Genomic DNA, 20,013 nt, shown 5'->3' on the forward strand with positions numbered 1-20,013 from the left:
CAGCTAGCCTTGATCAGGTGACGGTTCCGATCTCGTGGCTCTTGCGCCAGAAACACCTCTCGCTGGCTCTGCTCACCGACCGAGCAGCCGCCACCCACCCCGTCACGTTTGCGCAGGCCACAGAGCTGACGGACCCCACCCCGTGGCTTTCCGGCGGCGAATTGGTGCTCACCACCGGGCTGGCACTGGTGGGCGCGGACGCCACCGACTACAGCGAGTACATCGACCGTCTGGCCGCCGCAGAAGTATCGGCTCTGGGTTTCGGGACCGGCCTTTCCCACGAGAGTGTGCCCGCAGACCTGATTGCCGCCGCCCGCAGTCGCGGGCTCCCCCTGCTGGAAGTGCCGTTCACGACCCCGTTCGCGGCGGTCACGCGCGCGGTGATGACCCGTCTGAGCCAGCAGGAATACGAATCGGTACTCCGCGCGGCAGAAGTACAGACACGCATCACCCGCGTTGCGCTGCGCGGAGGCGTGTCTGCCATCGTGCGTGAACTGGCCACGGCCACAAAAACTTCGGTGGCGTTTGTCGGAGATCGGATCACCGCGGTGCATCCGGCAAACCAGAAGTCGTTGATCACCGAGGTTCGCGCGGTCGCGGCGACCACCCGCGATCCCAACGCTCCGGCGTCGATCTCGCAGAGCACACCCGAACGGACGCTGACACTGTCCCCCGTCGGCGTCACCGACAGCTGGCACGGCTACCTCGCAATGGCGGGCGCCGGGCCCCTGAGCAATATCGACAGAGTGTTGCTCGGGCATGCGGTCTCGCTGCTCACTCTCGAACTCGAGAAACCGGTTCGACTACGGGCCGAGCGAACTCGACTCAACGCCATGGCTTTCGGGCTCTTACTCGACGGCCGAATCCCCGAGGACGGTGTGCCGTCGTACTTGGACGAAGCGAGCGATACGCACGGCAATGTCCGTGTCGTCCACGTTCGCGGATCCGGACTCGGCCCTGTTCTTCGCGAACTCGACAACGCTCTCGCGCGAGCAGGCCGGCCGTTGTTCGCGCAATCCGAGGACGGTTCGCTGACCGTCCTCCTTCGCGGAACCGACACAATCGACACTGCCAAAACACTACTGGCGCAGCTCTCCCCCACCGAGGCGAAGACGGTGCGGGCCGGAATCAGCACCCCTCACCGTCTTCTGGACGCACCGCGCGCACTGGTCCAGGCCCGCGCCGCGGCCAATCTCACGACGGCCACTGCCCGCATTCTCGAGTTCGACGCTCTGAGTGGTTCGACGATTCTGGCATCCGAGCCTGCCCGTGAGGCACTGATCGCAATGGCTGCGGACACCATCCCGGTGCTGACGGAACACGACCAGGCACACGGGACCGCGCTGGTCGCGTCTTTGCGCGCCTATCTCGAGGCAAACGGCCAATGGGAATCGGCCGCAGCCGAACTCGGTGTTCATCGGCACACCCTCCGAGGTCGCATCGCACGCATCGAGGAACTGCTGCAATGCGACCTCGGACAGGCCCGGGTCAGAGCCGAACTGCTGCTATCGCTACTCGCCTGGGAGGGTCGCTGAACGCTCCGCGGCGTGCACCGAAGCGAAACCGGACGCACCGCGAACGAGTAGTTCGAGTTCGGCGTCGACCGTGCAGAGACGGGCGGTGTCCAGCGCTCCACTGCGGCTCACGCTCGACATCAAAGCCGTGAACCGGCGCACCGCTTGCGGATTGGCGGCGGTCCACAACTCGACGACCTCCGGAATACCTTCTCCGAGCGCTCCGGACACGAGGTCCGCGAAACGCGCCGTCAACCTGGCGTGGACGGCAGCGCTGCCCATGACCTCCCAATGCGAGGCACCGACGGCAACGTCGACGCCCCCGAGAACGTCGCCCAGATCGAGGGTGTCGGAGAGTTCCCGGTAGATCGCAGCCGCGGCCTGAACCGTCGTATTCTCCTGCAACGCAATGTCAGCCAGGGCGAGCGCCCCGAAAGACGCCTCGATGCGGTCGCTGGCCGACAGCCCTTCGGTGAGAGCCCGCACCGGCGCTGCCCATCGATCGATGTCGGCTCGCGGGTTCACGGTGAACCGGCCGGCTGCTCCCGGACGACGCAACACCCAGCTCATCTCGGATTCCAACAACTGCTGCAAGCGATCGAGAGCCTGCAACTGCTCGGTGGCGCGAAGCTCCGAGTTCAAGATCTCGCGCCGAAGTTCCTCGGTGCCGAGCACTTCGCTGACCACTGCGTAGGCCAGAGCCGCTTCCGGACTGTGGACTCCGAGGTGTTCCTCCAGCCGGAACAGCACGCCGGGTCCGACGCGGTTGACCAGTTCGTCGACCACCGAGGTGATGATGATGTCGCGGCCCAACCGATGTGCGCGGACCGCGTCCGGTGCTGCCTCGACGACGGAGAGCGGGAAGTACTGCGGGAGACGATCGGCGAAGATCTGATTGTCCGGGACGGTCGACGCCCCCAATTCCGCCGTCAGCACGTTCTTCGACTGCGCCACCAGCACAGCAAGTTCCGGACGGAGTAGGCCCTGCCCGGCTCGCGCCCGGACCGCCAGCGCCTTGGCGTCCGGCAATGATTCTTCGAGGCGCTTCATCGCGCCCGCCGAGACCAGGTTCTCGATCAACCGTTCGTGCTGATCGAGTAGGGCGGGAGCGCGGTGCTCGGCCAGGCTGATCGCGAGGGTCTGATCCTCACTGGCCTCGAGTACCGATGCGGCTACCTCGTCCTGAGCCGCCGCGAGTAGTTCATTGCGCGAGGTCGCGTCCAACTCTGCGAGTGCGATCTTGATGTTGACCTCACGGTCCGAGGTAGCCACGCCGGCCGCGTTGTCGATGAAGTCGGCGTTGATTCGTCCTCCGCCAGCGGCATATTCGATGCGGGCACGCTGGGTGAAACCCAGGTTGCCGCCCTCACCCACCACGGTTGCACGCAACTCGTCAGCGCTGACGCGAACTGCGTCGTTGGACGGATCGGCCGCGTCGACGTTGCTTTCGGTCGACGCCTTCACGTAGGTACCGACGCCGCCATTCCACAACAGGTCCACCGGAGCGCACAGGATCGCTCGGATCAGTTCCTGCGGAGTCAGCTTCTCCTCGGTGATACCGAGAACCTGACGCGCCTCGAGCGGAAGACGGATCGACTTCGCGCTACGTGGCCAGACGCCACCGCCAGGCGACATCACGGTGCGGTCGAAGTCGTCCCAGGACGAGCGCGGCACGGTGAAGAGACGAGCGCGTTCGGCAAACGTCGTCTCGGTGTCGGGGTTCGGGTCGATGAAGATGTGGCGGTGATCGAATGCCGCGACCAGACGGATCTTGTGCGAGAGCAACATTCCGTTACCGAACACATCGCCGGACATGTCACCGATGCCCGCGACGGTGAACGGATCGGTGTCGACGTCGAGGTCGCGCTCGGCGAAGTGGCGTCGAACCGCTACCCAGGCGCCGCGAGCGGTGATGCCCATCGCCTTGTGGTCGTAGCCGGCCGAACCGCCGGAAGCAAAAGCGTCGCCGAGCCAGAAACCACGCTCGACGGCGATGCCGTTCGCGACGTCGGAGAACCGTGCGGTCCCCTTGTCCGCCGCCACGACGAGGTAGGAGTCTTCACCGTCGTACTCGATTACTTCTGCCGGGTGCACCGCTGCGCCGTCGACGATGTTGTCCACCACGTCCAGCAAGCCGCGGATGAAGGTGCTGTACGACTCCTGCACCTGCGCCGGGGTCGGTGACGACGTGCCCCGAACCACGAACGCACCCTTGGCTCCCGAGGGAACGATCGGCGAATTCTTCACGCTCTGGGTCTTCATCAGACTCAGAGCCTCGGTGCGGAAGTCCTCGTATCGATCCGACCAACGCAGGCCACCACGGGCGACGGAGGAGCTACGCAGATGCACGCCTTCGACATTGGGTGCGCTGACGTAGATCTCGCGGAAAGGAACTGTCTTCTGCGGGGTGGAGAGCAACTGCGAGTCGATCTTGAACGACGCGTACGGCAGCGGTTCGCCGGCCTCACCGCGCAGGTACCAGTTGGTGCGCAGAGTCGCCTGCAAGAATGAACGCACACCGCGCAAGACGCGATCCTCGTCGAGAGTGTCTGCACCGTCGACTGATTCGTCGATGGCCGCCGCCGCGGTGGCCACGGCCGTCTCACGCGAACCTGCTACTGCGGGATCGAAACGCGCGGTGAAGAGTTCGACTGCCTGCCGTACGAAGAGCGGCTTCGCTGCCAACACTCCGACGATGTAGCTCTCGGACAACCCGATACGAGCCTGAGCGAGGAAACGGCACGCAGCGCGCAGCAACTCTGCGTCGCGCCACGTGATGTCTGCTCGTCCGATCAGACTGGAGAATGCGTCCATCCGGGTCTGTCCGGCGATGACGGCTTCGAAGGCGTCCGCCATCTTCTCGAGCGCACTGCCGTCGAAGGTGCTCGGCTCGAAGGTGAAGTAGTGTGCCGAACCCAGAACGGTCGGAAGCGGGCGGTGCGTCGAAACTCGGAGTCCGAGGGACTCGAAGTTCTCGCACAGATCGGAGAGGGAGGGTTCTCCGGACGGCCACAGCACCACACAGGTCAGATCGTCACTGCTCAGGTCGTTGCCCTGACGGAAGACGAGTCGCTGGCCCGCTGCTGCCAATTCGGCGACCAGTTCGAGCGCCGGGTCACCGGATCGATCACCGCCTGCCGGTCTCGATTCTGCAGCTGCGGTCTTGGTCGCCGATGATGTGCTCGCCATTGAACACCCTCCTGGAAATTATTGGATCCGAACACTTTCCAGTGTTGCGTGGATCACCGGAAAGAGGTCGTGCCCGATAGGAGTACCAACCCCCATCGGGCACGACATTTCGGCAGTTGCGGTGAGCTCAGTCGCCCAACCTGATCGGAGCGAGCTCCTCGAACACGTCGCCGGGTCCGGGATTCTCGGTAGGCGCAGCGCCGCCGAGATGGTTGACGACGCCCCATACCGCGTTGATCGCGGTCTGGATCGCGCCCTCGGCCCAGCCGGCAGTCCACGACACGTCGTCACCGGCGAGGAAGATTCCCCGATGACGCGGTTCGAGATCATTCTGCACGAAGTGAGAGAACAGGCGCTCCTGGTACCGGTAGTGCCCCGGAAGGTTCGCCTTGAACGCACCCATGAAGTCGCGCTCGGTTTCCCACGACAGCGTCACCGGGCTCGAGATGATGTGGCTGCGGAAGTCCACGCCTGGGTAGATCTCTTCGAGCGAACGCAGCATTATGTTCATGCGCTCGGTGGCGTCGAGCGCCAGCAGCTTCAGCGAATCGTCCGACCAGGTGTACGACAAGCAGATCAGGCCTGGCTTGCCCTCGCCCTGATCGAGCAGGTAGGTGCCGCGACTCATACGGTCGGTCAGTGTCATCGACACCGAATCACGGCCGGTCACGGGATCCTTGTCCTTCCAGAACGGGCGGTCGACGAGAACGAACACCTTGGTCGAACCCATGTAGTGAGTTCGCTCGATCGCAGTCCAGTGGTCGATCGGGAACAGATCGTCGTCACACCTGATGTTATTCAGCAGCATCCAACTCTGCACTGTCACAACGGCACTCGCATACGTGCGAATGAAACCTCCGGAGTCCGTCACCGTGATGTTGCCTGGCTCGGTACGCCGGAGTTCGGTGACGCGGGGACGCGTCTCGCCGTCGTTGAGCGAAGCGACCGTCGTACCGGCAGGCCAATGCGCCATGTGCGCCGGGGCGCGGTTCCACAACCGCATCGGCAGCTGCTGCGATCCACCCACGATGCCGCGGTGGTCGTCGTCGGCGGCCGTGATGACCACACGAAGGATTTCGAGGATCGAGTTGGGGTAGTCGGTATCCCAACCACCCGTACCGAATCCGACCTGCCCGAACACTTCCCGCATGTGGAAGGACTTGAAGTGCTTCGACGCGGCGAGGAATCCGTAGAACGTCTGGTCGTCGTAGCGCACCACGAGGTCGTTCCAGATCCGCTTGATCTCTGCGGTGTCGCGGTCACGAATGGCCTGCTGCAACGGAATCAGATCGGCATGCTCTTCGAGAGTGCGCTGCCAGGCCTGCGCCACCTCGGTGTAAATCGGCGGCAGATCCTCGAGAGTGTGCGCGTAGTGGCTCTCACCCTTGAGATCGATGACGGTGCTCGGCGTGACCTCGGCAAGGGGATTCGGGAACTCCTCGGTCTGCAGACCCAGTTCGTTCAGATAGTGGAACAACGTCGTCGACGACGGTGGGAAACGCATTGCGCCCATCTCGGCGACAACCCCGGGGTGCCCGTCGAACTCGACCGACCGCATCCGGCCACCGATCTGATCAGCTTCGTAGACAATCGGTTTGAGACCGACCTTGAGCAACTCGTAGGCCGCGATCATGCCGGAGAGTCCACCACCGATCACGGCAACTTCTGTACCCAGTGCCAGATCGGGCACCGAGCCGAGTCCCGCCGGACTGGAAACGTAGTCGTCGTACGGGAACGGAAAATCCGGTCCGAACATCGTGAGGGGCGGCTGCTTGCCGGGTTCCGAGGAACTGTCCGGAGCTACTGGGATGGTCATCTACGGTTCTCCTTGGAGACAGTCGTGACAGAAAGGTCTGGATACAGATCGAGGCGTCGATCGTCGAGATGCGTGTTGAGGGTGCGCGATTGCGAGACGGTGGCGGCGGCGATATCCGCGAAGAGCAATTCCTGGCCGCCCCCGGCCCGCGCCAACTCGGCACCGTCGGGTGCGATGGCGCACGAGAGACCGCAGTAGGTCAGCTCGGTTTCGGCGCCGCAGCGATTGACGTAGGTGACAAACATCTGACTCTCGTATGCGCGGGCCGGAACCACTTGCTGCGCAATGTGTTCGTACGGAGTCATCAACCCCGTCGGCACGATGAGCCATTCGGTACCGGCGTCGGCATGGGCCCGAACCGCTTCGGGAAATTCCACGTCGTAGCAGATCAACAATCCGCAGCGGATGCCCTCGAAATCGAACCCGACCACCAGGGTCTCACCTGGCCGGAAATGTTCGCGGTCGAGCGTGCCGAACAGGTGTGTCTTGCGGTAGTGCGCAAGCGAAGTGCCATCGCGGTCCACCACCTGCACGCTGTTGTAGACGTCTCCCCCGTCGAGTTCGGGGTAGCCGTAGACGACGGCGATGCCTGCACTGCGAGCAATCTCGGCGACGGAATCGAAGATCGGGCCGTCGGCCGGTTCCGCGCGCAGCGACACCAGTTCGCCGATGTCGTAGCCGGTTGCGGACATCTCCGGCGTCAGCAGGATCTTCGCACCGGATGCCGCAGCCTCGCGGGCAGCGGTGTCGATTGCAGCGAGGTTGAACTCCACCGACGCAAAGGTGTCCGGGGTGGTGAGCGGACCTTGGAACAGGCCAACTCGAACTGAATCGACATGCATGGTGCGCTCCTTCAGGAGTTCCGTGACGCCAATTTTCGACGGTGTGTGTGACGGGGACAACTACCAGCGTGACGGGTGCCGCCAATCATGTCAACTCTTGTTTCCTAAGAATCAACATTCACGGATTCGTGTCTCACGAAGGCGACGCGCGTGGCCCTTCCGGCAATGCCGGATTCAAGACCCACAGAACCTTCGCCAGAACCGAGCCTTCGGCCTGAAAACTATGGTTGTGCGTCGGCGTGAATGTGAAGGAATCGCCCGCCGCAAGCACGACGTCTTCGGCATCGACGGCCTCACCGTTCGGATCCGTCCGACCGCCCTCGAACGAGACCCGCAAGCCGCCCTCCAGCACGTGCACGAAGTTCACGTCGATCGGCAGACTGTAGAACTCCCGACCACTTCCGCCGCCTGGTTCCAGCTCGCCGAGCAGCACCTGAATTCGACGCTCGTTGGTAGGCGTGAGCAGGTACTCCGTCATCTTTTCGCCACCGAAGCTGATTTGCGGCATGGCGTCGGCGCGGACTACTTCACCGGCGGACGCATTCTCGAACAGGGATCCGACGGGGATCTCGAGCACCGCGCACACCTTGATCAGGGTCGCCACCGACGCGTTGACGTGATCGCGCTCGAGTTTCGAGAGATACCCCTTCGTCACACCACAGGCCTCGGCCAGGTCGTCGAGGGTCAACCGCTTCGATTGACGTGCCGCCTTGAGCCTCGCCCCGATGCGCGGTCCGACCGGCTCGACCGCTTCCTTCGCCTTGGCCACTGAACCCACTCCTTCACGACCGCCGTGTCCCTTTCAGGAAACAGGGGTTGACAACCGAGCCTCTTGAAGAAACCATACTTGCTCAGAGAGCTACATCACTGAAGGGCGCCCGGTGTGCGCCGAATCGAGAGCAGGGACCTCTGCACATGGCTACCAACAACCCCGGATCGTTCATCGGACCCGTCGACGCCACGCGCGTCCCCCGCTACGCCGAGCCGACCACTTTTGCGCGTCTGCCGCGCCTCGATGAGGTCTCGCGCGCCGACGTGACAATCCTCGGCATCCCCTTCGATTCGGGTGTCAGCTACCGACCCGGCGCTCGGTTCGGTCCGGGGCACATCCGCGCTGCGTCGAAGCTGCTGCGTCCGTACAACCCCGCGCTCAAGGTCTCGCCCTTCGCCAACCAGCAGGTAGCCGATTTCGGCGACATCGGCGTCAACCCCTTCGACATTCAGGAAGCTCTCACGACGGTTCAGTCCGCCGTCACCGACCTGCGCGCCGACGGTTCCTCCGTGCTCACGCTCGGCGGCGACCACACCATCGCACTTCCGATCCTGCGCTCACTGGCCCGCGATCACGGCCCGATCGCCGTCCTGCACTTCGACGCTCACCTCGACACCTGGGACACCTACTTCGGTCAGCCTTTCACTCACGGCACCCCCTTCCGTCGCGCCAGCGAAGAAGGCCTGATCGACATGGAGCGTTCCCAGCACATCGGTATCCGTGGACCGCTCTACAGCGAGAAAGACCTCGAAGACGACCGCGTCCTCGGCTTCCAGGTGATCCGCAGTGACGACTACGAGGTCGACGGCGTCGCCAGCATCGTCGAGCGCATGCGTAAGCGCCTCGACGGTGGCCCGGTGTACGTCTCCGTCGACATCGACGTGCTCGATCCCGCACACGCTCCGGGTACCGGAACACCCGAAGCGGGCGGCATGACCTCTCGCGAATTGTTGAACACACTGCGCGGGTTGGTGGGACTCAACGTGGTCGGCGCCGACATCGTCGAGGTAGCGCCGGCGTACGACCACGCCGAGATCACCGGTATCGCAGCGGCCCACGTCGCTTACGAGTTGCTGTCGGTGCTCGCACTCAATCGCTGAAGCAGCACAACGGTATCCGTCGTGTGATGCATCTCGGGGTTCGCGGGAAGATCACGTTCCCGCGACTCCGAGACCAACACCTTCCAACCATCGGTGAACAGCGACTCCACGTATTCGGGTGTATGGAGCATGGCCCGATGGTGCTCGGTCGGCGACTCGTGAGGTGAGTGGCCCACGATCAGCAAATGCCCGCCGGGCGCGACCAGATCTCCGAGAGCACGGAACAATTCCCCGCGCGCGGGTTCGAGCATGTGGAAGAACTGCGCGGACACCAGATCGAACGAGCGCCCCTGCGGATCCCACTTCGTCAGGTCGGCTTCCAGCCATTCGATGTCGACGCCCTCGCCCTCGACGTGAGCCTGGGCGCGGCCGAGCGCAACCGACGAGATGTCGGTGCCGGTGACCTTCCACCCGCGACGCGCCAACCACAAAGCGTCGGCACCTTCGCCGCAACCGACGTCGAGTGCCGTGCCCGGTTCCAGGTCGGAGGCTTCGGCAATCAACTGTGGGTTGGGATTTCCGCTCCAGCGCGCGGGGCGTTCCTCGTACAGCGAGTTCCAGAACTGTGCGTCCGCCTTGGCGTACGGATTCTCGGTGGTATCGGAGTTTTCGTGGTGATTGTGGTGTTCGTGGCTCATGCACCCAGGATGAACGACCTTCCACAACTCACGCAACCATCTTTGCTGAAACAGCAACTTCTCCATTTCGACGCCCTGCTAACGTCACGTCGTGGCCGGTGGATTTCCCGTGTTTCGTCTCTACTGCAACTCAGCAGGCCCATACGTTTTGTGTTGTGCGCATTTCCCCGAGTTCACCGGTTCGAACTCGGACGAAGAGTTCAGTGTCCAGCAGAGCTTCGACCACGCAGTCGAGAAGATGCTGCGCGAGGCGTCCTTCGAACCGACAACCCTGACGTTGGTGGGCGAGCAACAGGGATATCCAGTCGGAGACCACCTGTTCGATGCGACGGTTCCGCGAACCGGCAGAGTCTCCTTTGCTTTTCAAGAAGCCGGACCGCCGTGGATCGTTCTCGGCCTCGATGTTTCTTCTGAAAAATTCTGGTCCGAGATCGACGAAGACGAAGATCTCCTCGCCCTCGGCCCGATCTCTCCGTTGACGTCGGTCCCTGCCGTTGTACTCACTGCAACCGGGTGGCCACGGCAAAATGACCTCGACTCACCGTGACCTGAACTGGTTCATCACCCCGGTTCTCGTGAGATCGAACAAAAATCGGCATGATTTTCGTGAAGATCGACCGAGATGCCCGTCACGTCCTACGCCAAGATTTAGCGGTCACACTCGACCGCGCCCTCTCGAACTTCGCTCGGGCCCTGGCTCCTTCACGGAGGCACAATGAAACACCGCTCTTATCCGGCACTTGCAACGGCCGCGGGGCTCGCACTCGCGTTGTCGGCTTGCAGCTCGGGAGGCACGTCCTCGGGCTCCGACGGCGGTGAACCTCTGACAGACGGAACCTTCCGTTATGCGTTGCAAGCCGATCCGGGTGCACTCAACCCGATCATGTCCGGCTCCGCGGCAACCGCTGACATCTCGAGGCTGGCCTACGACTCCCTGGTCTACCAGGATCCGGACACCAGTGAATTCAAACCGTGGTTGGCAGAGAAATGGGAAGAGACGCCGACCTCCGCATCCTTCACCATCCGCGAGGGAGTGACCTGTACCGACGGGTCGACGCTGAACGCGCAGACCGTCGCGAACAACATCAACTTCGTGGCCGATCCGGCCAACGGTTCACAACAACGCGGCACCACGGTCCCCGTAGGCGCTTCGGCCACTGCCGATCCCGCGACCCGCACCATCACGGTCACCACTCCGGCGCCGAGCCCCTTCCTCCTCCTCACGGTCAGTCGCCTCCCGATCATGTGCGACGCCGGACTCGCGGACCCGACCGCCTCGAACAAGAAGTCTCTCGGTTCCGGGATGTTCGAAGTCACCGAAGTCGCCGCCAACGACCACTACACGTTCGAGCGTCGTGACGGCTACAACTGGGGCCCCGACGACACCACCTCCGACACACCAGGTGTCCCCAAGACCGTCATCGCTGTCATGGCACCCAATGTCAGCACCGCCGCAAACCAGCTTCTCTCCGGCGAACTCAACGCATCTCCGATCGCCGGTCCGGACAAGGACCGGATCGAAGCCGCCAATTTCGCCTCGATCAATCGCCCGATGCCGTCCGGTCAGATGTACTTCAACCAGATCGCGAACAATCCCACCAGCGATCCCGCCGTTCGCAAAGCACTCATCCAGGGAGTCAATCTCGACGATCTGGCAGAAGTTATCACTGCCGGCCAGGGCACCCGCGCAACAAGTCTCGTCGGTGTAGAGCCCCGCGCCTGCGTGTACGACTCCGTCACCGGCAACATTCCGGACTACGACGTCAGCGCAGCGAAGGCAACCTTGGACGCGGCCGGCTGGACCGCCGGGTCGGACGGAAAACGAAGCAAAGACGGAAACCCGTTGACACTCCGCCTCTTCTACGCAGGAGGCGAAGAGGCTCGCAGCGCAGCAGCCGAACTCGCTCAATCTGCATGGTCGGATCTCGGCGCAAACGTCGAGGTAACGGGAGCCGACCAGACCAAAGTTGTCGACGTCATGCTCAGCGGTAAAGACAACAATCAGTGGGACATCGCATGGATCCAGATCAACAATTCGATTCCCAGCGGGTTCACCCCGTTCTTCACCGGACCTGCTCCGGCAGCCGGTAAGAATTTCTCTTCGATCAACAACCCCGCCTACGAAGCAGCGGTGGCCAAGGCTTCCGGGTTGACCGGCGACGCAGCGTGCGCAGAGTGGGCAGACGCCGAGTCGCAGATCACCAAGACGGTGTCCGCGGTGCCGTTCGCGAATACGAACATGAGCTTCTACTTCAACAAGGCCGGGCTCGCATTCGGTAAGTCCTTCATCGGGTCTGCACTGCGTCTCTACCAGTAGTCCGATCGATCGATACCCTGTGGCAACGAGATATGTCAGATCAGTGCGATCTGACGTATCTCGTTGCCACACCTATCGTCTCGTTGTCCAGCTCGACGTAGGTCAGCTGAGGAATCGTGGACGCAAGTTCCGTGAAAGCCCATTTCGCAACGTTCTCGAATGACGGACGGAAATCGAAAATCTCCGGCCAGACACCGCTCGCCAATCGCTCGGCGCACCGATCGACGGACTCGTCGAGAGCGTCCGTGTCGACAAACCATCCACGTTCTCCGAGTTGGTCGTCCTCGAACGAGAACCCGACTCGCATCGTCACGCGAAATCCCTCGGCAGGCATCAGCGGCGGCAAATTCTTTGCGTCCCGCACGGGTGCCGGAAGCCGCCGGAAACCCTTGCCTCACAGCGAATGTACGACGGATCTCGATGCTGAACATGACGACCACGGTATCAATGTTCGTCGAGCACAGTTCTACGAGCGAACGAGCCTCGCAATCGCGTCGGTCGCTTCCTTCACCTTTGCCTCTGCCTCGGGACCACCGTCAACGGCAGCTTTGACGACACAGTGGCTGATGTGGTCCTCGAGCAGCCCCATGGCCACCGCGTGGAGAGCCTTGGTCATCGCCGAAACCTGCGTGAGAATGTCGATGCAGTACTTGTCCTCGTCGACCATGCGCTGCAGGCCGCGGGCTTGACCCTCGATGCGACGCAGGCGCCCTAGGTAGTCGTCCTTGGCGGTGATGTAGCCGTGGGAATCACCCGTGCAGCACACATCGCCGGTCGTATCATTGCCCGGGGCACTGCTTGGAGCGTTGCCCACTTCTGTCGCTTCCGACATTCGATGTCCTCCTGTTCGTCAACGCGTGACTTCGCAACAATTCTCGTTACCGGGGCGATGTGCGGATACTCTTCGACTTCCGTTGTCTTGCAGAGCAATCACTGCGCACATCGCCACGCATTTCGCTACTGCACGAACAGATGGGTGCATGGTGATCGCCCATGCCCGTTTTCCCGTTGCTGCGAAACTCATTCGGTCTCAGTGCCCGTGGTGCGAGTGTTCGGCCCCAGGCGTGGTCGCATTGTCGGCAGTCAGAGTGAATTCCGCCGTACGCACCACTTCGCCATGTTTGAAGTCCAGGAACAACCGGTAGTCCTCAGCGCTCGGCATGTTGGCGTAGAAGGTGATTGCCGGTCCAGCCGGCGTGACACCGTCACCCGGATGACCATCCGGATGCACATGGAGATAGGCGAGGTCGGAGGCACGCAACGCGACCAGATGCCCGTACGCGGCAAGGTAGAGCTGCAAGTCTGTGACCGGGATTCCGTCACGACTGACCGAGAGCGTGAGCTTCGATGTCTGGCCGGCATGGGCCGCGCCTTCGAGAGAGACGGTATAGCCGTCGACCGTCGTGACGGCAGCAGCGGCGGGCAACGGCCGAGGATCATAGGACCCGGCGACGCGTACATCCGCACTCAGCGTCATTCCGTCACCCCCGTCCGGGGTGAAGTCAGCGAAGACTCGGTAGTCTCCCGCGTGATCGAAATCGACTGACACACGCCAGTTTCCGTTCTCGTCCAATTCGGGATGCACGTGCTGGAATCCGGTCAGGTCCAGACCGACCACGATCAGATGCAACTGCTTGTCGTGGGTGTCGGTGTACCTGGTCAACGGAGTTCCAACCGAATCCAGGATCCGGAACTGCAAGGGGACATGGCTGCCGACGGCCGCCTCCGACGTTGCCAATTCCAGTGTGTAGCCGTTGCCGCTGAACATCTTGCCCTCCAAAGTTTGGGTCGGCAGCACTTCCGTTGCCGTCTGCGTCGGGTTCGACACTCCTTGAATTCGAACCTGTTGCAATTTGTACCATACCCCCCTAGGGTATGCAACGAACTACTCGAACACCATGAATTCACTCGAAGGAGATCCGATGCGCATCTACGCAGAGCGCCGGCCGAATGAGTTCCAAGAACAGCATTTCCCCGCGCACCTCAACGAAGCGCTGCGCCGATGTCGCCCAGGCTCGCTTTCGACACCCCCTGACCACACGAGCATCACCTATACCCCGTAGAGGTAAGGAACTCAGAATGTCCACACAACCGAAATCCACCCGTAAGTGGTGGGCGTTGGCGTTGATCGCCGCCGCTCAGTTCATGGTCATCATGGACACCTCGATCATCGGTGTCGCTCTCCCCCAGATGCAGAGCGATCTCGGCTTTTCCCAGGAAGGCCTGACCTGGGTCTTCAATGCGTACGTCATCGCATTCGGCGGGCTACTCCTCCTCGGCGGCCGCCTGTCCGACCTGTTCGGCGCCCGCAGAGTGTTCTCCGCTGGTTGGCTGATCCTGCTGATCGGTTCCGTTGTCGCCGGTGCCGCCGGTAACGTTGCCGTCGAACTTGCGGGCCGCGCCGTTCAGGGTGCCGGTGCCGCACTCATCGCACCATCGGCGCTCACCTTGCTGATGATGCTGTTCGGCAGCACGCAGAAAGAGATGACCAAGGCGCTGTCCATCTACGGCGCTGCCGCCCCGGCAGGCGGTACGGCCGGAGTGTTCCTCGGCGGCGTCATCACCGAATACACCAGCTGGCCTTGGGTGTTTTACCTCAACATTCCCATCGCCGTCATCGCGCTGATCGCTACTCCCCTCCTGATGCCGAACGCACCGGCACGTACCGGGTCGATCGACTTCCTCGGCGCACTCGCTGTCACCGCAGGTCTTGCTGTCGGAGTCTTCGGCATCGTCAGAGCACCTGATGTCGGATGGGGATCCGGGCAGACGTGGCTGGCGCTCGCCGTTTCGGCCGCTCTGTTGGGTGCATTCGTGTTGATCCAGTCCAAGCGTCGGGAACCTCTGGTGCGTCTGGGAATCTTCAAGGCGCCCAACCTCGGTGCCGCGAACATCGCTCAGCTCGTCCTCGGCGCTGCCTGGATACCGATGTGGTTCTTCCTGAACCTGTACCTGCAGCAAGTGCTCGGATACAGCGCCTTCCCGGCCGGTGCGGCGCTGCTGCCGATGACGATCTTCGTCATGCTCGGCATGGTCGTCGTGGCACCACGGGCCATGGCACGCTTCGGTGCAAAAGCGATGATCGTGACCGGATTGCTGGTACTGGGAATCGGTTTGGGTTGGATGTCGTTGATCCGGCCCACCGGCAACTTCTGGGTCGACGTACTGCCGGCGTCGCTCGTGGCTGCGGCAGGTATGACGCTGGCGTTCATTCCCTCACTCGGTACGGCGATTTCGGCTGCACGCCCGGAAGAGGGCGGATTGGCTTCCGGCATCGTCAACGTCAGCTACCAGGTCGGCTCGGCTGTCGGCCTCGCGGTGATGACCGCGATCGCAGCAGTGTTCGGCGCTGATCAACTCGGTGACCTGACGGAGTTGACGAACGGTTTCTCCGCCGTGTTCCTGGGAGCAGCCGCCATCGCAGTGGTGGGCGCAGCAATCACCGCGGTCGTGATGCGGTCGACCAAGGTCGACGATCCTCGAACCGTTCAATCCACCGTCAATTCTTGACCAACTCCGGTGGTGGGTTCGGCCGGCTGTCACCAGCCGAACCCACCACCGGCGGAACCACTTAGGACTCGTTATGTCGCGCCTTGCATCTCTCACACCCGCCACCGCTGTCGGTGCATCTAAAGACCTTCTCGCCGAACTCGTCAACCGTCATGGACAGGTCGGTGACATGGTCGCGGCGATGGCTCATTCGCCCGCCGTACTGGGTGGCTATCTGCAACTCAGCCGGGCAATGAAGCGAGCGAAACTGAGCCGCAAGATCACCGAGCGAATCTCGATCGCCGTGCAGGTCCAGCAAGGTTGCGCTGTTTGCCTCGAAGCCCACGTTGCCGCCGCGCACGCCAACGGCGTCGAGGCGGACGAGATCGAGCGTGCCCGCGCGGGCACGTCCGCCGATCCCGCAATCGCGGCAATGATCGACCTCGGACTTCGCGTCTATCGGGAGCCTGCCTCGATTTCAGACGAACACATCGCGGGCCTTCGAGCGCACGGCTACGGTGATCGCGAGATCGCTGACGTCGTCGGAATCGTCGCCCTCAATGTCCTGACCGGAGCTTTCAATCTTGTCGCGGGAGTGAAACCAGATGAACCGGACGGCTAGGACCGCACCGGAACGGAACAGCATGCGTCTGTTCTTGATTCGCGACTATCGCCTGCTCTTCAGCGCCCAGATCATCGCGCTGTTCGGCACCGGATTGGCGACGGTTGCGCTGGGTCTACTCGCCTACGAACTCGCTGGGCCGAGCGCCGGAGCTGTGCTGGCCACCGCGCTGACGATCAAGATGTCCCTGTACGTCGTGATCGCTCCACTCGCGGCGGCGTACGTCGACCGGTTGCCGAGACGGGCTTTCCTCGTTGCCCTCGACGCCCTTCGTGCAGCGGTCGTGATCGCATTGCCCTTCGTCAGCGAGATCTGGCACATCTACGTGCTGGTAGGCGTTCTCCAAGCTGCGTCGGCAGCGTTCACTCCCACGTTCCAAGCGGTCATCCCTGACATCGTGACCGACGAGGCCGATTTCACCCGCGCACTGTCTGCATCGCAGGTCGCTTACACTATGGAAAGCCTGCTCAGCCCTGTTCTTGCCGCAGTCGCACTGTCCTTCATGACATTCAACCTGTTGTTCGTCGCCACCTCCGTGGGCTTTGCGGTCTCGGCACTGCTCGTGCTGGCCACCCGAATCCCCAACGCTCGCCGGAGTACTCACCGCAAGGCGTGGGATCGGATCGCGTCGGGGGTGCGAATCTTCGTGACCACACCGCGACTGCGCGGCATCATGGCACTCAATCTCGTGGTGGCAGCAGCCGGTTCGATCGTCGTGGTCAACACCGTCAACTACGTCCGCGACGAGCTCGGTGGAACCCAATCCGACGTGGCGTGGATGCTTGCCGCGTCAGGCACCGGCACGTTGGTGACCGCGCTGCTTCTTCCACGCGTTCTCGACAGAACCGCTGAACGCACTGTGATGACAGCAGGTTCCGTTGTCCTGGTCGTCAGTGCCAGCGCGGCAGCAGCCCTCGCCGTGGCCGGTGTATTCACGTGGATGCTCACTGCCGCAGTGTGGGCACTCGTCGGCGCCGGGATGGCCATGATCGTCACGCCGACCGGAAAAGTACTTCGGCGCTCCGTCGAGCCCGCAGGTATACCGGAGGTATTCGCAGCCCAGTTCTCCCTGTCACACCTCGCCTGGCTTGTCACCTATCCGATCGCCGGATGGGTTGGTTCGAGCGCGGGATTTGCGGTCACCTGGAGCATCCTTGCAGCGCTTGCCGCAGTGGGAGCCGTTGCAGGATTTGCACTTTGGCCTCGGGAGACAGTTGCTGAATTGCCCGTACAAGCGACGTACGAAACCACGCGAGGCGAATGCACCTTGGCGGCCACCCAGTGCGCATGCGCTCGCACCGTCTGATGTCGACGGTCTGCCCGAACCCCGATTGGGCCTCAACGAAAGTGGTGGTGCAGGCATCGCCTGCACCACCACTTTTCACTCAGCTCACGTCAGCGTACTTCCGCGGATTTGCGTCGAATCGAGGACCACAACCCTTGCAGCAAAACCAGTACCGATTACCTTCGTAGTCACGGAACAGGCCTTCCGCTTCGGCACGCGCCTTTTCGATCACACTGCCGGGCATGACCCGACATTCGACGAGTTCACTACTGCCAGAGTTGAGTAGGTCTTTCCCACCGGTCGGCATCGCCGTACCGACAGTGCCTACAGCGCCATTGGCGTCAGCCTTCGGGGTATTTCCACAGCCACAACTACTCATTGGGATTCCTGTTCTTTTGCTGGACGGATGTGGCCCGGAAAGCGAGCCCGACACAACCACCAACATACCCCCTATAGGTATATAGGAGATAACTTGAAGGTCTGCGCGTACAGCGCCTCGACACATAAACCATTGGAGAAGAACGAATAATGCGTCCTCAGTCTCGGATCACCTACAGCATCATGACACAAGAAGCATTATACCCACTGGGGGTATAGGGTAGGTCTGGCATCGACCATCCATGTCCGCGAGGTCGTCGACGAAGAGGCGCAATGAAGAACTGGAAAGCAATCGGCAGCAGCCGATTCGCCGTAGTTGGAGCTTTGCTGTTGGTCGGCGCGCTCTGGGGAAGCTCGTTCCCCCTCGTTGCTGTGGCAGCACCAACACTCGGCGCCGTCGGCACGACGCACGGCCGCTTCATTGTTGCAGCGTTGGTTCTCGCACTGATAACGGCTTCCAGCAGATCGACCTGGCGCGCGGTCGGTCACCGGTTTCCTGCATTCCTACTGCTGGCAGCCCTCAACGTCGCTGGGCCCCTGACGCTTGTCGCAACTGCGATCGTCGGCCTCAACTCGTCGACGGCGTCGATCCTGAATGCCACGACGCCGATGTTCACCGTATTCGTCGCCGCTTTCTGGCTTCGACAAAAGATCACCTGGCGAAAACTCTCGGGGGTCGCGATCGGCATCGTCGGCGTCTCGGTGCTCGTCGGTGGAATTCCTTCAGCGATCGACAGTCGCGCAATGCTGGCCATTGGCGCATCTTTGACCGCGGCGCTGCTGTACGCAGTCGGAGGTGTTTACGCACGAAAGTCGTTCCAGGACACTCCACCGATGACACTGGCCCTCGGACAACAACTTGCCGCGGTTGCCCTATTGGTTCCCGTGTCCGCCGTCGCTCCCCCACCGGGGCCCATAACCGTCGGTCCACTCATCGCCGTGGCGGCCCTGGGGCTGGGGGCTACCGCCGGTGGCTACCTGGTCTACTTCTGGATAATTCGTCAGGCGGGTCCAGTCGCGGCATCGGCCGTCACTCTTCTCGTTCCGATTTCGGCATCAGCCATCGGAGTGCTGTGGTTGAACGAGCCTGTTACCTTCGCGCTCGTTGGCGGTCTTGTCATCATTCTTGCCGGAGTGGGCTTGCTCCTGGATCTTCCGCCGACGCGAGATCCATTGCGCAGGGTTGCCCCGGGGCGGGCGGCTAGCGCGGACAAACGGCCGGTCAGCGGCTGATCGGAGCCGTCCAAAGTCCGACCAGCGCGTCGACGAGGTCGGTCGTGAAGTCCTCCCATGACGTGACCGCGTCCGGCCCCTCTTCGGCAAGCGTGCGCTCACGTTCGGCGAACATGTGCACGATCGCATTGCGTCCGATATCCGCGCGGGCGCGTCGAACACTCATCGGCATGTCGGCCAGACAGTCAGAGAGTCCCCGAAGCGTCTCCTGCAGGGTGGGCGAGGCCAATACCTCGTCGTAGACGATTTTCCGCAGGACCGGGTCGGTGAGAATCTGTGCACTGAACCGCGCGTACCAAGTCGGGCCACCCATTTCGGCGTAGTGATCGGTCGACGCCCGAACCAGACACGAAATCCAGTCACGAACGTTTGTGGACCCTTCGATCTCACACAGCAGTTCGCCACGCTTCTTCTCGACCTGCTGGGAATGCTTGTTCACGATCGCGCGGACCAGATCGGTCTTGGTCCCGAAGTGGTATCCGACGGCTGCATTGTTGCCCTGACCTGCCGCTTCACTCACCTGGCGGTTCGAAACCGCGAAGACTCCGTGCTCGGCGAACAACTGCTCGGCGACGGCGAGAATGCGGTCTCGGGTTGCAGCAGAGCGCGCGGAATTTGCGGCGCCGCCGACGTCGGCCGACGCGTCCTCAGTCCTCGTAGTCATGGACACCATCATCCTCGACCATCCGAAGCTGCTCGGCACCGGAGATATTCGTCACGATCGGAGGCGCACCCTTCCGTTAAGTCAGTCACTTGATTTAACTTTAGTTCAATCAACTGACTTAAACCACTATTCGTTCTTCCTCCGATGGAGTTAC

The 20,013-nt window shown here is 62.4% G+C and carries 18 protein-coding genes; 8 read left to right on the forward strand and 10 right to left on the reverse strand.

All coding sequences use genetic code 11. The annotated features are described in order from the left end of the window. Positions 1–17: 17 nt before the first annotated feature. The gene (locus EEB12_RS12270) at positions 18–1,535 is read left to right on the forward strand and encodes a PucR family transcriptional regulator (protein WP_019746725.1); all 1,518 of its coding nucleotides are present in this window, start codon (positions 18–20) and stop codon (positions 1,533–1,535) included. Here the strand turns inward: EEB12_RS12270 and EEB12_RS12275 are convergent. The 4 genes from EEB12_RS12275 to EEB12_RS12290 all read right to left on the reverse strand — a co-directional run bounded on the left by EEB12_RS12275 (position 1,512) and on the right by EEB12_RS12290 (position 8,130). After that, a complete protein-coding gene (locus tag EEB12_RS12275) occupies positions 1,512–4,703 on the reverse strand; it encodes an NAD-glutamate dehydrogenase domain-containing protein (RefSeq protein WP_141487834.1) in 3,192 nt (1,063 codons plus the stop codon). The genes EEB12_RS12270 and EEB12_RS12275 overlap by 24 nt on opposite strands. Positions 4,704–4,830: 127 nt before the next feature. Then, the gene (locus EEB12_RS12280; RefSeq protein ID WP_097387941.1) at positions 4,831–6,519 is read right to left on the reverse strand and encodes a flavin monoamine oxidase family protein; all 1,689 of its coding nucleotides are present in this window, start codon (positions 6,517–6,519) and stop codon (positions 4,831–4,833) included. Beyond that, positions 6,516–7,361 (reverse strand): carbon-nitrogen hydrolase family protein, encoded by an 846-nt coding sequence (locus EEB12_RS12285; protein WP_021342734.1) that lies wholly within the window; start codon positions 7,359–7,361, stop codon positions 6,516–6,518. The genes EEB12_RS12280 and EEB12_RS12285 overlap by 4 nt, the downstream gene beginning before the upstream one ends. A 133-nt stretch (positions 7,362–7,494) precedes the next feature. Beyond that, positions 7,495–8,130 (reverse strand): helix-turn-helix domain-containing protein, encoded by a 636-nt coding sequence (locus EEB12_RS12290; protein ID WP_037133952.1) that lies wholly within the window; start codon positions 8,128–8,130, stop codon positions 7,495–7,497. Between the two features lie 146 nt (positions 8,131–8,276). On the opposite strand from EEB12_RS12290, the gene speB reads away from it, so the two are divergent. Beyond that, entirely contained in the window at positions 8,277–9,233 is a 957-nt protein-coding gene (speB, locus tag EEB12_RS12295) for an agmatinase (protein WP_003941134.1), read from the forward strand. Here speB and EEB12_RS12300 read toward each other — a convergent pair. Beyond that, positions 9,197–9,871 carry a class I SAM-dependent methyltransferase gene (locus EEB12_RS12300; protein WP_007727092.1) on the reverse strand — a complete coding sequence of 225 codons (675 nt, stop codon included), beginning with the start codon at positions 9,869–9,871 and terminating at the stop codon, positions 9,197–9,199. The two genes, speB and EEB12_RS12300, sit on opposite strands and share 37 nt — an antisense overlap. Before the next feature lie 91 nt (positions 9,872–9,962). On the opposite strand from EEB12_RS12300, the gene EEB12_RS12305 reads away from it, so the two are divergent. Next, the gene (locus tag EEB12_RS12305; RefSeq protein ID WP_258537488.1) at positions 9,963–10,418 is read left to right on the forward strand and encodes a hypothetical protein; all 456 of its coding nucleotides are present in this window, start codon (positions 9,963–9,965) and stop codon (positions 10,416–10,418) included. A gap of 168 nt (positions 10,419–10,586) precedes the next feature. Next, positions 10,587–12,188 carry an ABC transporter substrate-binding protein gene (locus tag EEB12_RS12310; RefSeq protein ID WP_021333746.1) on the forward strand — a complete coding sequence of 534 codons (1,602 nt, stop codon included), beginning with the start codon at positions 10,587–10,589 and terminating at the stop codon, positions 12,186–12,188. Positions 12,189–12,228: 40 nt separating this feature from the next. Here the strand turns inward: EEB12_RS12310 and EEB12_RS12315 are convergent, their stop codons facing one another. The 3 genes from EEB12_RS12315 to EEB12_RS12325 all read right to left on the reverse strand — a co-directional run bounded on the left by EEB12_RS12315 (position 12,229) and on the right by EEB12_RS12325 (position 14,016). Continuing rightward, entirely contained in the window at positions 12,229–12,495 is a 267-nt protein-coding gene (locus EEB12_RS12315; RefSeq protein ID WP_258537507.1) for a 6-carboxytetrahydropterin synthase, read from the reverse strand. A gap of 159 nt (positions 12,496–12,654) precedes the next feature. Further along, complete coding sequence (locus EEB12_RS12320) at positions 12,655–13,020, reverse strand: metal-sensitive transcriptional regulator (RefSeq protein WP_020968305.1); 366 nt, start codon at positions 13,018–13,020, stop codon at positions 12,655–12,657. A gap of 198 nt (positions 13,021–13,218) precedes the next feature. Beyond that, positions 13,219–14,016, reverse strand: coding sequence for a hypothetical protein (locus tag EEB12_RS12325; protein ID WP_141487835.1), 798 nt, complete (start codon positions 14,014–14,016; stop codon positions 13,219–13,221). Positions 14,017–14,267: 251 nt separating this feature from the next. On the opposite strand from EEB12_RS12325, the gene EEB12_RS12330 reads away from it, so the two are divergent. From EEB12_RS12330 to EEB12_RS12340, 3 genes are all read left to right on the forward strand, one after another. Continuing rightward, entirely contained in the window at positions 14,268–15,698 is a 1,431-nt protein-coding gene (locus EEB12_RS12330; RefSeq protein WP_020968303.1) for an MFS transporter, read from the forward strand. A gap of 73 nt (positions 15,699–15,771) precedes the next feature. Beyond that, on the forward strand, positions 15,772–16,299 hold the full coding sequence (locus tag EEB12_RS12335; protein ID WP_141487836.1) for a carboxymuconolactone decarboxylase family protein: 528 nt from the start codon (positions 15,772–15,774) through the stop codon (positions 16,297–16,299). Then, entirely contained in the window at positions 16,283–17,605 is a 1,323-nt protein-coding gene (locus EEB12_RS12340; RefSeq protein WP_030534847.1) for an MFS transporter, read from the forward strand. The genes EEB12_RS12335 and EEB12_RS12340 overlap by 17 nt, the downstream gene beginning before the upstream one ends. Before the next feature lie 79 nt (positions 17,606–17,684). Here EEB12_RS12340 and EEB12_RS12345 read toward each other — a convergent pair whose 3' ends face one another. Beyond that, a complete protein-coding gene (locus EEB12_RS12345) occupies positions 17,685–18,089 on the reverse strand; it encodes a YHS domain-containing protein (protein ID WP_315985409.1) in 405 nt (134 codons plus the stop codon). A 146-nt stretch (positions 18,090–18,235) separates the two neighbouring features. Between EEB12_RS12345 and EEB12_RS12350 the strand changes: the two genes are divergently transcribed. Beyond that, positions 18,236–19,195, forward strand: coding sequence for a DMT family transporter (locus EEB12_RS12350; protein WP_030534848.1), 960 nt, complete (start codon positions 18,236–18,238; stop codon positions 19,193–19,195). Here the strand turns inward: EEB12_RS12350 and EEB12_RS12355 are convergent. Beyond that, positions 19,185–19,859: a TetR/AcrR family transcriptional regulator gene (locus EEB12_RS12355; RefSeq protein WP_007727120.1), complete on the reverse strand. Its 675-nt coding sequence runs from the start codon at positions 19,857–19,859 to the stop codon at positions 19,185–19,187. The genes EEB12_RS12350 and EEB12_RS12355 overlap by 11 nt on opposite strands. Positions 19,860–20,013 lie beyond the last annotated feature (154 nt).

It is taken from the genome of Rhodococcus sp. WS1, assembly GCF_003797745.1.
Taxonomy (GTDB): Bacteria; Actinomycetota; Actinomycetes; order Mycobacteriales; family Mycobacteriaceae; genus Rhodococcus_F; species Rhodococcus_F erythropolis.